Raw genomic sequence first — 16,451 nt, 5'->3', positions numbered from 1 at the left:
GAGCCCGGGTGTTCTTCGGTGCCGCTGGATCAGTCGGCGGGCTCGCAGGTGAAGTTGCCCGGCGCGCCCGGTGTCGGCTTGGTGTTGGAGCCCTTGTCCGCGTTGTTCACCATGCCGAGGTCGAACCAGCCTCCAGAGGCCTTGGTCGTCAGGGCCGTGGCCCCCGCCGCTGTCGCGACGTCGCTCAGCAGCAGCATCACGTCGGGGCTGCTCTCGCGGATCGTGCGTCCGGCGCCGTAGGCCCCCTGGCAGACGTAGTAGACGTTGTGGTTGCCGACCCAGTCGAGCAGCTGGTCGCTGCCCGGCGTGGGTCCGGCGGCACCCTGGTCGGCCTGGAGCTCGTCGGGACCCCAACCGCCGTAGATCAGGTCGGCGCCGTTGGTCGTGGAGAGCTTGCTGTCCCGGTCCTCGATGCCCGCCACGGTGGCGTAGATCGCCAGGTCGCCGGCACGCGCCTTGAGGTCGAGGTCGTCCGCGCCGTAACCGCCGAAGAGGCGGTCGTGGCCCGTGCCTCCCCACGCCACGTCGTCCCCGTCGCCGCCGAACACGACGTCGTCGTCGGCGCCGCCGTTGGCGAGGTCGCGCCCGCCGCCGCCGCGCACCACGTCGTTGCCTGAGTCGCCGAGGAGCACGTCCTGGCCACCGAGCACCGCGTGCGGCGACAGCAGCACGGTGACGGGGACCCAGCTGGTGGCGGGGTAGAGGATCTCGCTGATCATCCCGCTGTTGTCCGTCCGCGTGAGCGTTCCCGAGAGATCCGACGCAGCCTTGACGGTCACGACGCCGAGGTCGCCGAGCAGAGCGTCCTGGTCGGCGCCGCCCTCGAGGAGGTCGCCCGTCCCGAGCGTGGCAGTCGCGTCGTCGAGCTGACCGTAGAGGACGTCGTCACCGGCGTCGCCGACGATCCGGTCGGAGCCCGAGGTGGTGCCGGCCGCCACGTCCGCCATGGCGACGTCGCGGTACGCCGGCGCCGGGGCCGTGCTCGTCACGCCGGTCGGTCGGGTGATCCGGCCGTTGTCGCCCAGCACGACGTCGTTGCCGGTGCCGCCCTCGATGAGGTCGGCACCGTCCGGAAGCCCCGCCGCGCTCGTGTCGAGGTCGGGAACCACCTGGGTCAACCGCACGGTCGCGACGAGCAGGCCGGACGCCGTCGACGAGCCACCGATGAGGTCGTCGTCGCCGGTGCCGCCGTACAAACGGTCGGCGCCTGCGTTGCCCTCGACGTAGTCGATGTCGCTTCCGCCGTACGCCGCGTCGTCGCCGCCCTGGGCGAAGATCCGGTCACGGTCGGCACCGGTCGTCAGGGCCAGCTCTGCACCGTAGATCGTGTCGTTGCCCGCCGTCGTGGCAGACGCCGACGCGGCCACGTCCCAGAGAGTGAGGTCGTAGGTGCCGTCGGTGCGCCGCAGCGGAGTGGCGTTGTCGCCGGCGATCAGGTCGGCCGCGACCTCGCCGTCGGGTCCGCCATCGCCCGCGATCGTGTCGCCGCCGTCAGGGGCGCCACTGCCGGTGCGCGCGACGTCGACCTTGGCCGCCACGGACCGCGAGGTCGTGCTGCCACCGATCACGACGTCCGACCCGGCGTCGCCGTTGGCGAGGTCGGCCCCGGGGCCACCCTCCACGACGTCGTCGTCCTGGCCGCCGCGCACGATGTCGTCGCCGGCGGAGCCGAAGACGAAGTCGCACTCGTAGCCGCCGTACAGCTCGTCGTAGGCCACCGGGGTGCCCGGAGACGCCGTCGGGGTGCGCACCTGCCCCGGCGCACCCGGTCGCAAGGTGACCCATCGCGTCGCCGCTGCCGTGCCACACGCGACCGCACTGCCGTTGAAGCGCAGCGCGGTGTTGCCCGAGCCGGTCGATGCCGGGACGAGCGTGGAGGTGCGCCAGGGTGCCACGGCGACCGCGGCGGCAACGGCGCCGCTCACGACGGAGCCGTTCTCGGCGACGAGCACGTCGTCGCCGCGACCCGCCAGCAGCACGTCCTGGCCGTCGGCGGCGCTGTTGACCTCCGTGCCGCCGATCAGCGAGTCGTTGCCGTCGTTGCCGCGGAGCCGGTCCTCGCCGGCCTCGCCGACGAGGTGGTCGTCGTCGTCGCCGCCGACGAGCACGTCGGAGTTGGGACCGCCGAGGAGCACGTCGGTGCCGGCGTCGCCGAGGACGACGTCGTCGCCGTCGCCGCCGTCGGCCAGGTCGGTGCCCTCGCCGGAGCCGAGGTAGTCGGAGCCGAGACCGCCGCGCAGCAGGTCGCTGCCGTCATCCGCGAGGATGCAGTCGCCGTCGGAGGCGGTCGAGGTGTCGAACCGCATGGACGGCAGGTCGATCGTGCCGGTGTCGGTGTCGGTCACCTCACCGTCCCGGTCGAGGTCGACCTCGCCGTCGATGACGACGACGTCGTTGCCGAGCAGGCCGGTGTATGCCGTGCTGCTCCCCGGCGTGAGGATCGAGCCGTCGTCGACGGCGAAACCCGCCGCACGTCCGTGATCGGGCACGACGCCCGTCAGGGACGTTGGTCCACCGATCAGGTCGCCGTTGAGGTCGAGGAACCCGCCGATCACGCGCGTCGTGGCGGCGCAGTCGAGCAGCCGGCTGGCCACCGAGGACGCTTCGGTCCCGGTCGCCGCCGTGTCCACGCCCTCACCTGAGGTGACGTCGTCGCCTGCTCCGCCGACCACCTGGTCGGCCCCGCGGCCGCCGCTGAGCACGTCGGCCCCGTCGCCGCCGTCGAGGTAGTCGGCGCCCGCGCCTAGGGCGCCGGAGCCGAGACTGCCGTCGACGACACGGGTGCCGTTGCGCACCAGCGTCACGTCGTCGCCGTACGCCACGTCGGCGCCGTGGTCGCCCGAGATCTGGTCGTTGCCCAGACCTCCGCGCAGCAGGTCGACGTCGTTGACCGGGTTGCTGCTGGCCTGGGCCGCACCATCGCCGGACAGCTGGTCGTCGCCGTTGAGGCCGCACAGCTCGTCGCGGCCCGCCCCGCCGTCGAGGACGTCGGGAGCGTCACTGCCGACGAGCACGTCGGCCTCGGGGCCGCCGGTCACGAAGTCCATGCCTGCTGCAGAGGACTCCAATGTCCCGGAGACACAGAGCGTGTCGAGCTCCCCGGGGCCTGGCACCTTGGCCGTGGGCACCACGACCGAGACTCCGACCGGGTTGGTGGAGCCTCGGACGAGCGTGTTGACGACGCGGGTGGTCGTGGTCATGCGATCCGCGACGGCGCCGCCCGTGAGCGAGTCGGCAGTACCGCCCACGACGACGTCAGAACCGTCGCCACCGTCGACGTTGTCGACCCCTCGTCCACCGACGAGCACGTCGCCGCTGTCGAAGCCCAGGCGAGCCTGGAGCCCGGCTTGCTCCTGGGCGAGCGCAGTGGTCTCGGCCACCAGCACGGCCCTGATGTCGCGGCCGGTGCCGCCGACGACGGAGTCGTTGCCGTCCCCGCCGAAGACACGGTCGGCACCCGGACCACCCTGGAGCCGGTCGTGGTCGGGTCCGCCGTTGACGTCGTCGGTGCCGGCGTCCGAGTTGATGGTGTCGTTGCCGCCCTCACCGAAGACGCGGTCGTTGCCGAGCCCGGTGTCGAGCGCGTCGTCGCCGACACCACCGAAGACCAGGTCGGCTCCGTCGCCGGTGGAGATGGCGTCGTTGCCGACGCCGCCTGTGGCCGTCACCGGCGCGGTGAACGGCGTGGTGACCAGCTGGTCGTCGTCGTCGAAGGTCTCGCCCTGGAGGAACTTCAGGACGTCGACAGCGGCACCGCCGTCGGCCATGAAGGCCACGCTGCCGAGCGTGGCGACGTAGTGGGTCTCCTTGACGTCCGTCGCGATGGCGACGGACGGATCGAAGATGCGCACGGCATAGCCGTCGGCTGTCGCCGTGTGGTCGACCTCGACCCGCTGGGTGTAGTTGAGCCCCGACACCTCGAAGACGGTCATGTCGTCGTCGTCGAACTGCCGCACCTCGTAGTCGTCAGAGGCGTCGACGAGGTCCGACACGCGCTGCCCGGCGTGGTCACCGGAGGTGAGCACGAGCTTGCTGTTCTCCCACACGACGAGCGTCGGCACCTTCGGCTCGCAGCCGTACTCGAAGAGCGTGTAGGGACCGAGCCGCAGCAGGTCGAACTCCCAGCTCTGCGAGGTGAAGAGGAGCTCGATCTCGATGAAGACAGCGATGAAGGCCTCGATGGTCGCCGAGGCGTCGAAGATGCAGCTGGCATCCCCGGAGAAGACGTCGCGGATCTCGGCCGCCCTGAGCTTGCCGTCGCGCGACGGGTCGGCGAGGTCGAGGTTGATCGTCAGCGTGACCCCGCCCTTCAAGCCGGCGGTGATGATGCCGATGGACACCCCGGCGCCGGCTTCGAGGGTGGTGACGAGCTTGACCTCCGGGACGTCCTCGCCCTCGGCGTCGAGGTCGTCGATGTAGAAGCCCTCGCGGATCAGGTCGCCGCCGTCGAACGCGGCGTACGCCGCCTCGAGCTCGTCGACAGCGCCGGGGTGCGAGAGCCCACGCACGGCCAGGGTCTGCGGATAGGAGTCGAAGCCGACGGCGAGCCGCCCCTCGACCGAGATCGAGCCACCCACGAACGGGCGGATAGGAACCGGTCCGGCCATGATCGGGCCGAAGGTCTGGGTGTACGTCGCGCTGGCGACGAGGCTGCCGAAGTCGATGCGGAAGTACGTCGCCTCGCCCTCCCCCGTGACCAGGTCGACGAGCTGCTCCGGGTCGCTCAAGAAGGGCACCGAGAAGCCAGGGACCGAGCCGGTGAGGCTCTTGGTCTTGTTGGTGACGCTCTCCTTGGTCCTGCGGGTCCCCGCGCGACGCTCGTTGGTCGTCTGGTCCATGGTGCCCGGGGTCGCGGCCGCGGTGTCGTCGGCCGGCTCACAGGGAGCCGTGGAGCGGGTGACGCGGGATGCGCCGCCCGCCGTCGCCGACGGCGTCGTCTTCTTCACCGTCTCCGAGCAGGACGAGGCGATCTCCGCCTCGGCGGGGTCGAGCGTGACCAACGCACCGGTGGCCGCAAGACCCTCGATCGCGGTGTCGGAGCCGTCCTCGGGGTGCCAGGCGGCGATGGCCGCGATCAGGTCGGCGGTCGTCGAGACATAACCGATGATCCGCAGCGCCAGGTCGACGCGGGCGTCACCGCCGCCCAGGGTGCCGAGCAGGCTCAGCATGGAGATCTCCTCGCCGCCGCCGAGCTCCGACAGCTCGGAGACCACGGGGAACGGAGTGCGCAGCACGTCCATCACGTCGCGCACCGGGCCGAGGTAGGGGTCCACGGTCTTGAACGGGGTGGAGATCGCGGTGACCACGTCACCCATGTCGATGGTGACGTCCTCGTAGGTCACCTCCTCGAAGCCGCCGGGGCTCCACGGGACGGCGATGTGGCCGGCCAGGCCAAAGGTGCCGACGCCGGAGGCGCTCGTGGCGAAGTCGAGGTCGATGCCGGTCTCGTCGGCGTAGTCGCCGTCATCGAGGAACGACGGCCTGGCGGTCAGCTTGCCGTCGTAGAGGTCGAACAGGTCGTAGGCCTGCCCGGCGCCGGTGGCGTCGACGGAGACGCCGACGTGAACCTCCCCGGCCGCGTCGTCCTCGTGCGACGTGAGCAGCGCAGGCAGGTAACCGACGACGGCCTTGATGCCGCCCTCGGGCAGCGTGGCGACCGTGTCGAGGGTGAGCGCGTCGTCCGCGCCGATGAAGACCTGCGGACCGACGCCCCGCTTGAGCCGCAGCTCGACGGGCAGCGTCCAGCTCGTGGTGGTCTCGATGTCCTTGTCGGAGTTCACGTTGACTCCGGCCAGGCCGAGGTCGAAGGTCGCGGTGTCCTCGACCTCGTCGCCGACGAGGTCGAAGCGCACAGTGACCTCGTCCCACTCGGTCGGGCCGTCGTCGTCCTTGCAGGTGCCCTTGCAGTCCACGGTCGCGACGGCGGATCCGTCGGCCGTGACACCGTCGGCGCCGGCCACGGCCGCGTCGACGGCCGTCTGGAGCTCGGCGACCAGCGTGTCCGGGGTGACCGCGGTGAGACCCTCGAGCTGGTCACGGAGCGCGCTGGTGAGGCCGGTGAGGGTGCCGGCGACGTCGGCGCTCGCGTCGAGGTCGGTGCCGATGAGCGGCGCGGCCACGGGCGAGCCGTCAGCATCCGCGTTGCGGACCGCGCCGCCGTCGAGTGCGTTGCCGAGGGCGGTCGCCAGACCGTCGAGGCCCTCCGCGATGTACCTGACCTCCATGGACTCGGGTGCCGGCTGTGCCGCGCCACCGCCACCGGAGGAGTCGGTGGGCAGCGCCGAGTAGGCCAGCCGCTCGGGGTCGCCGCTCGAGTCCAGCGTGGTCAGTCCGAGGTCGGCGACGGCCGCGAACCCGTCTTCGCGAGTCGTGCTCCGGGTGGTCGTCAACGCGGCGGCCGACTCGTCGTACGCCGTCTCGACGTCGATGTCGAGCACGGCCGTGGAGCCCGCGGCCGCGAGGGTGAGGTCGCCGACGCCGGCCTGCAGGACGTTGCCGTCGAGGGCCGTGGTCAGGTCGAGCTCGGCATGCGAAGCGGTGCGGGTGTCGGAGGAGACGGCAGGCCGCGCGGTCGAGGTGAGGACGTCGACGGCGAGCGTGGTCGTCGAGGTCGACTCGACGGTGACTGGGTCCTTGCCGATCACCTGTCCGGTGCCGGCCACCTGGAAGCGGAGCGGCGCGGTCAGCGGGTCGGCCACCGACCGACCGGTGAGGCTGACGCTCAGCGCGCCCTGGGCGAGGGCGAACTCGATGCCGTCGTAGCCCTCGAGCACCTGCGGGGCGGCGGCGGCCAGCTCCTGCGCGCTCGACACACCCGGCAGCCTCGGGCCGCCGGTGCCGCCCTCGTCCTGGGTAGCGGCGTCGGCGAGGGCGACGAGCGCCTCGCGCAGGGAAGCACGCTCGCTCGCGAGCTGTGCGGGGGTCAGGTCGACGAGAGGCAGCGTCGAGGCGTACTGGTCGTCGGTGAGGCTGTCGTCGACGTTGTCGCTGTCGAGTCGCTCGAAGGAGTTCAAGGCGCTCGAGAATCCTTCGAGAATGCCGTCGCGCAGGGCGAACGGGTCGCCGAGCACGATCAGACGCACCCGGTCGCCATCGCCGAAGGCAGCCTCACCCTCGGGCGCGAGACCCTCACAGGTGAGCGTGTCCGCGTCGACGATCGTGACGTTCTGGCAGCCGATGCCCGGACCCATCAAACGACGGGCGACCTCCGTCGCGCCGCTGCCGGCGTCGGCGACGCCGAGCTCGGCGAACAGGCCGCCACCGTCGATGTCGACGGTGACCAGGTCGGTCCCGCCCTGCGTCACGCGGGCAGTGCCCTCGAGGAAGCTGGCGGGGACGGGGTCGAAGACGCGCAAGGTCTGGTAGCCGGTGCCGAAGGTGACCTCTGGGAGGTCGGAAGCGCCCCAGCGAACTGTGGCGGACCCGGTCCCCGGGCCGCCGGGGCCGGTCGCGTACCCGCCGCCGGGCAGCTGCTGCTCCGTCGCCGTGAACCCGACCGACGCCGTGATCGTGCTGGTCAGGTCGACGACACCGGAAGCGAGCGTGCCGTCCGCGCCGAGGATGTCGTCGAAGGAGACCGGCGAAGCGTCGTAGTCGTCGAGGTCCAGTGAGACCGCTGGCGCTGTGACGGATTGACCGAGGCTCACGTCGGTGACGTCGGCGAGGACGCCGAGGAAGCCGATGCGCGCGGGCAGGGCGACGAGACCCTCCGGCGTGGAGGCCGCGACCCCCTGGATGGTGAGCAGGCTGCCGTCGCGCGGCAGCAGCACGGTGGCGCGCTCGTCGCCGACAGGAACAGTGTCGGTCGAGACACCGAAGCCGACGTCGTACCGGCCGTCGGTGGAGGTCGCCGGGACGGTCGCGGCGTCGTTGTCCTCGAGCCCCGTGAGACCGACGAGCGTGCCGAGCGTGCCCGGGTTGCCGAGCGGGAGCGACTCGGTGGCCGAGTCGTCCTGGATGTCCACCGCGACGTCGAGACGCTCCGCCGCGACGTCGAGGGTCGCGGCCGCCGTAGACGCGCCTCCGTCACCGATCGAGCGGATGCGGGACACGACCTGCTGCACGGTGCGGGGCAGGGTGCGCGCGGTGTACGTCTTGCCACCGGCTACCAGGGTCACGATCAGGTCGGGCTCGCCGTCGCTGCCGTCGATGCGGACGTGGGCGTCGGGGTCGGCCCCGACGGCGTCGGTCTGGCCAGCGGCGTCCGTCTCGACGGATCCGGAGCCACCGAGGCTCCACGTCGCTGACGTGACGGGACCGAGGTTGGCCGGGGTCACTGCGTCGCAGTAGACGGTGTCGCCAGGCGCCGGCGTACCCGTCGGTGGGTTGCCGGGCGCCACGCCGCAGCGGATCTGCGCCACGGCGGACGTGGCCAGCAGGTCGAGCAGCCGGTCGGCCGGGGCGAACAGGTCGCCGGTCCCGCCGCCCAGCTGCGGGAACTGCACGTCGCCCGCTTCCTGGAGGGCGATGCTGACGCCGGTGTACTTGGAGAGGGCGACGAGACCGTCGACGGCCGTCAGTCCGGTGAGCTGGTCGAGCGCGCTCCCGTAGGCCCGGGTGGCATCGACGGCGGCCGGCCACACCTCCTCGGCAGGAGTGTCGGACTCTGTGAGCGTGAGGGTGCCTGTGCCCGCACCGGCGCCGCCGCCCACGACGTCGACGCTGTCGGGCAGCGCGAGGTCCAGCTCGACATCGATGTCGTCGTCCCCGCGCACGACGGCGAACAGGTCCGGCAACGTGGAGTACCGCAGGTCCTCCAGCGTCAGCAGTCCACGTCCGTCGGGGTCGCGCAGCGTGATGGCGCTGGTGCGGTGCAGTCGGTAGTGCCCGCCGGTCACGCGCACGTTGGTGAAGCCCTCGCGGGCCCCGAACGAGTCGAGCTCGTCGGTGACGATGTCGACGGAGAGCTCGAGCTCCGGCTCGGTGATCAGGGCGAACTTCAGCAACGGGTCGGGCTGGTTCTCGTCGACCCTCACCTCGAATCGCTCACCGCCGGCAGGGGTCGCCAGCGTCACGTCGAGGCTCCCGGCCGTGGACTGCTCGGTGAAGCGGAACGTGCCGTCGTCCTGGGCGAGCGGCAGGTCAGGCAGCGTCACCTGCTGCGCGTAGCCGAAGCTCAGCACACCGTCCGTCAGCGCAGCGTCCACGACGCCGGGCACCGTCTCCATCGCCGCGGCCAGCCCCTGGTTGGTCAGCGCGTCGACGAGATCGGCGACGACGACCTGGTCGAGCTGCAGCACGTTCGCGAGCGACGTACGCGTGTAGGGCAGCGGCGCCGCGAGCTCGGGTGTCTGGCCAAGTGCGGCGATCGCGTCGGCGAGCGCGAGCACGCCGATGCGCAGCTCTGAGCTCTCGTCCGTGGGTCCGGCGGCCGACGCGGGCACCAGGGCTCCGGCGCCCAGGCCCGCGAGCACTGCAAGGGTCGTCAGGATCGCCGCCGAGCGTCGCCGCCGGCCCGGCACCTCCTTGCTGGAGATGGACGACCTGGTCGGACGTGCACGCCGCATTGCTTCCCCCGTCGGTTCACGCCCCATCCCGATAACCGGACAGGGAGCAGCGACAGCGTGCCACTCAAGTAGAGGGTTGCGGGCAAGTCACGCAAGAACTTCCGAGTGGACTAGATGTGGTTCATGGCCGGGTTGCGTCCCTGGGCAAAACCGGTCGGGCTGGCGATCTCTCTCCACATACCCCATTTGGGGTATGCGCCCGACATCCATCCCGGACGAGCATCGAGTCGTTCCGCGCCGGGCCTCCCGGCGCGGACGAGAGGGGCGGGACGCCAGTGCTCGGGCGCCGCCTCGCCCTCAGGTCGGCGCAGGGCGCGCCGACCCTTCTGGGGGGAGTAAGCATGAGGAAACATCTCACGCGAGCACGGATCGCCGTCGGCGGGGCACTCGTCCTGGCCACGGCCCTCCTGCTCCCGGCACTTCCGGCGACGGCGCTGCCGGCGAGCATCTTCGAGCTCGACGCCAACTCGGTCGACAACGCCGCTGCGGGCGAAGACTGGAACACCCTGTTCAACGACACCACGGGACCGGCCGGCAGCTCGGTCGCGTTCACCGGCATCGACGCCGACCCCGCGGGCACGACCATCTTCACGACTGGTGGGTCCAAGGACTTCGCGGACATCCCGAGCTGGCGGCACACCACCGGATCCGTGCCGGACAAGGACGAGATCACCAACGCGTACGCCGCGGCGTACCTCGCCCCGGACGGCGCCGACCCCGGGACTGAGCAGGACCTGATCGTCTACTTCGGTGCCGACAGGTATGCCCAGAACGGTTCGGCCAACGTTGGCTTCTGGTTCCTCGAGCAGCAGGTCGGCCCGGTCGCCGCCGGGCTCTTCAGCGGAGCGCACGTTGCAGGCGACACGTTGGTCCTCAGCGAGTTCACCAACGGCGGTGCGGTCTCGACCATCCAGGTCTGGGAGTGGAACCCCACGGTCAACGGGCCCACGTGCCCGTCCTCCGTCACCAACGCCAACGTCGGCTGCAAGGACAACGCCGGCACCATGCTCCTGAAGCTGGCGAGCGCCAACGCAGACTGCGACACCGCCGCGCCGTCCGAGAACGCGTGCGCCAACGTCAACGCCGAGGCGATCACCGTGCCCTGGCCCTACGACGCCAAGGGCGGCGGGGACCAGCAGGGCGCCGTGCCGATCGGTGGCTTCTTCGAGGGCGGCGTCAACCTGAGCGCCCTGCGAGGCGGCACCCAACCGTGTGTCTCGAGCTTCATCGCCGAGACCCGGTCGTCGCCGAGCATCGACGCGGTGCTCAAGGACTTCACGGGCGGCGGCTTCCCGCTCTGCAGCGCGTCGATCTCGATCGGCCCTGACGACGTGAACGACGTCAACGACCCGCACACGTTCACGGTGACGGTCTCACGTGTCTTCGCCGGAACGTCGAGCGGGATCAGCGGCGTCAACCCGTCGGTCACGCTCACCGACTCGGGCGGCGCCACGATCACGCCGACCGCGAACACCTGCGCGACCACCGGCACGAACGCCAGCGGTCAGTGCACGGTGACGTTCACCTCGGCAGTCGCGGGTGTGATCACCGGCCATGCGACCGTCACCGCCACTGTCCAGGGTCAGACGTTCAACCTGTCCACCGGCAGCGGTGCGGGTCAGAACCCGGATGCCACGAAGGTCTACGTGGACGGGAAGGTCTCGATCACCCCGACCGCCGTGAACGGCATCGGGGAGTCGCACACCTTCACCGTGGAGGCGCTGCAGAAGATCGGCAGTGCGTCCGCCTTCTCGGCGGCGACGGACGGCCACGCGACGGTCACCCTGACCGACGCCGGCGGTGCGGTGAAGCAGCTCGACGCGACGGCGAGCACCTGTGACGACGCCGGGGACAACCTCGACGCCAACGGCAAGTGCGTCATGGTCTTCAAGTCCGACGTCGCCGGCACGGTCACCGGACACGCCAGCGTGGACATGAACCTCACGACCAGCGAGGGGAACATCACCATCACGCGTCAGACCAACGGCCTTGCAGGCAACACCGGCGACGCAGTCAAGACGTACGTCGACGGGGAGATCGTCTGGCTCAAGCACGACGACCTCGGCAACCTGCTCGGTGGCGCCGTGTTCACGGTCTGCAAGACCCACAGCTGGAGCACGACCGGCAACACCGGCACCGGCGAGATGGTGGACCTCGTTCCCGATGCGTGCTTCGACGTCACGGACGACTCGGCGCCCGACACGGACAGCACGCCCGGCGAGTTCAAGCTCGTGGACCTGACCCTGGGTCGGTACACGATCAAGGAGAAGACGGCGCCTCCGGGCTACGCCCTCGACCCCGACACCGTCACGGTGAACCTCGACACCACCAACGTCCCGACCTCGAACAACGGCAACGCCGGCACGTTCGTCGACCCGGCGCTGTTCAAGGTGATCATCTACACCTGCAACACCTCGACCGAGCAGCTCGTGGTGTCCCAGGTGGACGAGGACCCGGGTACGGCAGGCGGCGTGAAGGACACCCAGGCGGCTGGCAGCCTCACTGCCGACCAGCAGGCGTTCCTCTGCGGTCTCGACGCCAACTACGACAACAAGTCGAGGGGTGACCACAACTACAAGGTGACCATCCCGAAGCCCTAGTCAGGCTGCGGAGTCTCGCCCGAGGGGGTCGGGCGAGGCTCCGAGGTCACAGCAGAGCTGAACCCAGCAGAACCCGAGCGACGGCCCCGTCCACCCCCGAGCATCAGGACGGGGTCGTCGCCTGCGTCCGGAGTGAGGACGGATGCCGCAATCCCGCGCGGCCCGCCGCTGGACCCGCTACTTTCGTAGGGCTCGGGGATTTCAGCGACGTCCCCCCGAAAGGAACCCCCCACCATGCGTCGTTCATCCCTTGTCGCCTGCGCTCTGGCGACTCTCTCCACCGGTCTGCTGGTCACCGTCGGCGGCACCGCCGACGCGGCTCGCAAACCTGCAGAACCCTTGCGCGCGAACGTCTCCGTCCAGCCCAACGCGACGCACGACCAGTGCGTGTTCACCGTCGGCTGGGTGGCGTCCGAACCAGCCATGGTCTCGACCTATCAGGTCACCTCCGGCAGCGCAGCGATCACCAGCAAGAGCACGGCCGTCCAGAGCAAGACGACGAACGAGACCACGGCCTCGTGGGTCATCGAGGACGACGCAGCCTTCTACGTCGACATCTCGATCCAGTACGTCGACGGCCGCTGGTCCAAGCCCCTGTCCATCGGCGCCCCCGCCTGGGACTGCTTGGGCTGATCAGCTCGGAAGAACCTCGCCAGGACGTCATGCGATCCGTGCGCTAGACGGCTCCGTTCGTATGACGTCCTGGCAGGAGCCGTCGACCGTCTCGACGAAGGGCGAGGTCGCGGCGCGCAACAGGCCGCCGTAGTCGACACCGAACCGGAGCTCGTCGCCGACCCGTGCGCCGCTGTCGCCGAGGTCGAGGACGAGGTGGTCGCTGCTCATCCCGAGGACTCGGACACCATCAGGTGGGACCAGGCCGGAGGACTCGACGTCCTGGCGCCCCAACGCCACGATGCCCTGCCGGACACTGCCGGTCCCCAGCCGTGCCGGAGGTGCGCCGAAGGCCGACTGAGCCAGCCGGCCCCAGGGTTGCGCAGGTTTGGACTGCACCTCGATCAGCTCGCCCACCAGGATGAAGGCGTCCTGCCGCAGCCCGGCCAGCGGCATCCGGGTGAGCGGGTCCCGGCCCAGCAGGAGTGCCTCGCCCAGGCGGAGCTCGTTGACCCGTCCGACGTCGGTGGTCCGCAAGGCCCAGCCGAGGCTGGCGGAGTTCCCGCCCGAGATCACCGAGAGCCGGGCGTCCGTCGCGGCCTCGACCTCCGCCACGACGGAGGAGAGCTCGCCCATGTTGTCCTGGTCGGGAGCGACTCCTGACTGGCAGGCAAGGTTGGTGCCGACCCCGACCAGCCGGAGGTGCGGGAGCGAGGCCGCCGTGCGCGCCAGGCCGGTCATGGCCTCGCCGAGCACGCCTTCGCGCAGGTCTCCGAGCTCGAGCATCAACACGACGGAGTGGGTCGTGCCGGCCAGGCCGGCAGCCGCCGAGAGCGCCTCGAGCACGGTCGGCTCGCTGTGAAGGCTCACGCCGGCGACCCTGACGACGGCGTCGACCTGGCTGAGCATCGGACTGCGGATCAACGTCCGGACGCTCTCGACGTCGCCGGCTGCCAAGCGGGCGAGGTTCTCGACCCGGGAGTCAGCGAGCCCGACGGCCCCGCCGCGCAGCATCGCACTGGCCACCGCTGGGGAACCCAGCACGGCCTTGGTGACTCCGGTGATCCCGATGCCGCGAGAACCGAGCCGGGCGGCCAGGACGCGGGTGTTCGCCTCGATCGCCTCGAGGTCGACCTCGAGGCGCGGGGCACTCATCTCGTCGAGAGGAGGCGGTCGCCGGCGAGTGTGGGGAACGCGTCGAGCACCATGTCGGCGAGCTGGTCCAGCGGTCGCGTCAGCGGGTCCGTCGCCGGCACCCCGAGCTCCAGCTCGATCTCGTCGATCGCGCGAGAGATCCCGGCCTCGTCCAGTCCCTCGTGGTTGACCGTGACGCCGATGACCCTGGTCTTCGCGAACGCCTCGATCAGGTGCACCTCGCTGGCGATGGTCGGCATCGCGACCATCGGGAAGTCGCCGAGCACCTTCCGCGCAGGAGCGTGCTGGACGATGACGCCGGCAGGCTGGCTACCGCGCAGGATGTGGGCGGAGGTGAGGTACGCCGGGTGGCTCAGCGCGCCTTGACCCTCGACCACGATCACGTCCGGATGCTCGCCCTCGTAGGCCGCCACGACCTGCTCCTCGACCGCGCCCGAGCAGAACTGCGGGACCAGGGCGTCGAGCGCGACGCCGTACTTCCCGCCCTGCATGATCGTCGTCTGCCCGGTACCGACCAGGACGGCCTTGAGGCCACGCACGTTGAGCGCCTGGACGAGCAACGTCGCCGTCGTGCGCTTGCCGATGGCGCCGTCCGTGCCGAGCACGGCGATGCGCACGCAGGGGACGTCCCAGATACGTCCCGAGAACAGCTTGAGGTCCTTGGTCGGCTTGGGACGTCGCACGTCGGTGATGGTGACGCCCATGCGGAGCGCCGACGCCACGAACTCGGCGTCGTCGTTCAGGAACTCGTGCAGGCCGTTGACGATGTGCATGCCTCGCGCGATGCCGTCGAGGAGCACCGCGCGCTGGTCGGCGGAGAGCAGGCCGTCGGCGGGCGCCACCCCGCAGATCAGGAAGTCCGGGACGCGGCCGGCGTGCGCCATCGCGCCGGCCAGGTCGCTGACGACCGGGATGCCGCACGGGCGCCCGTCGAGGAACTCACCGGCGTCCACGCCGGCGCGGGTGCTGTCGATGACGCTGAGGACGTCGTACTTCTCCGAGTGCCGGACGAGCCCGTTGGCGGTCTTGCCGTCCTGCTCCCCGAACTGGCCCTCGCAGTAGATGACAGCGGTGGGCGTGGTGGGTGCGACGGGCGCAACGGCGGGCAGGAACGACGACATTCAGTCTCCTCGGATGAGCTCAGAGGAGGCGACGGACCAGGCGCGGATCGATGGTCCGCGAGCGACAAGGCGTCTTCCCTAAGGGGCCACACCCGAACAGGTGGGGCACGTCGGACACTAACAGGGAGGCGCGCATGAGGCGTACTCGTCGACCGGCCCCAGCTGGGATCGGACGGCCCAGATCAGAGGGAGGCAGGCGTCGTCAGCATCGCGTGCTGGTTGGCCGGCCGGTACTGCAGCACCAGCAGGCTCGCGTCGTCGGCGAGCTGGTCCTCCTGGTGGTCGAGGAGCGAGCGGATGACCCGTCGCGTGGTCTCGGGTGCCGGCAGCCCGGCGGCGAAGTTGCGGACGAGGAGGTCCACGAGACGCGCCGTCCCGAAGAAGTCACCGTTCGGAGACCTGGCCTCGGTCACCCCGTCGGAGTAGAGGACGACGAGGTCACCGGGCTGCAGGTGCTCCTGCCCGACCTCAGCGACGGCCTGGTTGAGGGCGCCCAGCCCGAACGGCGGGCGCGGCTTCGCGTGCAGCTCGCGGACGAGCCGTCCGTTGCGGATCAGCAGGGGGTCGGGGTGACCCACGTTGATCCAGCGCAGCAGCCCCGTCGCCACGTCCAGCTCGACGATCTGACCCGTGATGAAGGTTCCGGCGAAGCTGTCCACGACGGTCCGGTCGATGAAGTCCACGATGTCGGCGAGGTCCTTGCCGCCACGCCGGGCGTTGCGATACGCGGCGACGGTCAGGGCGGTCAGCTGCGCGGATGGGAGGCCGTGGCCCATGCCGTCGAAGATGGCGAGGTGGGCGTGGTTGCGGCCGACGGCGTAGTCGATGGTGTCGCCGGCCACGTCGTACGCCGGCTCGAGGCCGCCGGCGATGGTGAGCTCGGGGCTGGCGAACGTGAGCGGCGGCAGCAGCGACCACTGGAGCTCCGCCGACAGGCTCATCTCGCTGGTGCGCCGCAGCCGCACCAGCGTGTCGCCGTACAGCGTCTTCGTCATAATCATCTCGGCGGCGATCGCGGCGAACCTGAGAAGGCGCGACTGCAGGCCACCGCCGTCGTGCCAGGCATCGGTCGGCACGGTGACCGCCAGCAGGCCCAGACGCTCGGTGCCGTCGAGCAGCGGGAGCCAGACCCGGAGGTCGTCGGACGCCCCGTCCACGGCCTGGGTGAGCACCTCGATGTGCTGGTAGGCGCGGCCGGCCAGGGTCGCGTCGATCGTGAGCACGCTGTGGACGTCTCGGGCCGGCTGCTCGTTGTCCTGGAACGGCACCAGGATCCGCTGCTGGAGGTCGACGACGTAGGTGACCGGATCGCTCACCCCGAGCGCAATCGCGTGCCGAGCGAACAGCCCGGGCAGGTCGTGGTCGGCTGCCAGGTGCGCCTCGTGCAGCAGCACGTCGAGGGAGCGTTCCTCCTCGGTCGGCGAGGATGCGGGGTCCGTGGACGACATGGTCCCTGA

6 protein-coding genes are annotated in these 16,451 nt (G+C 70.8%); 2 read left to right on the top strand and 4 right to left on the bottom strand.

All coding sequences use genetic code 11. From position 1 onward, the window contains the following. Positions 1-29 precede the first annotated feature (29 nt). A complete protein-coding gene (locus ABD295_RS01805; protein ID WP_344301879.1) occupies positions 30-9,506 on the bottom strand; it encodes a calcium-binding protein in 9,477 nt (3,158 codons plus the stop codon). Between the two features lie 341 nt (positions 9,507-9,847). On the opposite strand from ABD295_RS01805, the gene ABD295_RS01800 reads away from it, so the two are divergent. Together ABD295_RS01800 and ABD295_RS01795 are read left to right on the top strand one after the other, a co-directional pair. Beyond that, positions 9,848-12,106 carry a SpaA isopeptide-forming pilin-related protein gene (locus ABD295_RS01800; protein WP_344301878.1) on the top strand — a complete coding sequence of 753 codons (2,259 nt, stop codon included), beginning with the start codon at positions 9,848-9,850 and terminating at the stop codon, positions 12,104-12,106. 234 nt (positions 12,107-12,340) lie between these two features. After that, positions 12,341-12,739, top strand: coding sequence for a hypothetical protein (locus tag ABD295_RS01795; protein WP_344301877.1), 399 nt, complete (start codon positions 12,341-12,343; stop codon positions 12,737-12,739). Between the two features lie 27 nt (positions 12,740-12,766). Here the strand turns inward: ABD295_RS01795 and ABD295_RS01790 are convergent, their stop codons facing one another. The 3 genes from ABD295_RS01790 to ABD295_RS01780 all read right to left on the bottom strand — a co-directional run bounded on the left by ABD295_RS01790 (position 12,767) and on the right by ABD295_RS01780 (position 16,442). Next, positions 12,767-13,873: an alanine/ornithine racemase family PLP-dependent enzyme gene (locus ABD295_RS01790; protein WP_344301876.1), complete on the bottom strand. Its 1,107-nt coding sequence runs from the start codon at positions 13,871-13,873 to the stop codon at positions 12,767-12,769. Next, on the bottom strand, positions 13,870-14,994 hold the full coding sequence (locus ABD295_RS01785; protein ID WP_344301875.1) for an N-acetyltransferase DgcN family protein: 1,125 nt from the start codon (positions 14,992-14,994) through the stop codon (positions 13,870-13,872). Before ABD295_RS01785 ends, ABD295_RS01790 begins: the two co-directional genes overlap by 4 nt. 182 nt (positions 14,995-15,176) lie before the next feature. Beyond that, positions 15,177-16,442, bottom strand: a complete 1,266-nt coding sequence (locus tag ABD295_RS01780; protein WP_344301874.1) for a PP2C family protein-serine/threonine phosphatase — start codon at positions 16,440-16,442, stop codon at positions 15,177-15,179. Positions 16,443-16,451: the final 9 nt, after the last annotated feature.

The sequence above is a fragment of the Nocardioides bigeumensis genome, from assembly GCF_039531755.1.
Taxonomy (GTDB): domain Bacteria; phylum Actinomycetota; class Actinomycetes; order Propionibacteriales; family Nocardioidaceae; genus Nocardioides; species Nocardioides bigeumensis.
The sequence above is the reverse complement of the archived record's forward strand: the minus strand, read 5'-3'. Positions and strand labels throughout refer to the sequence as shown.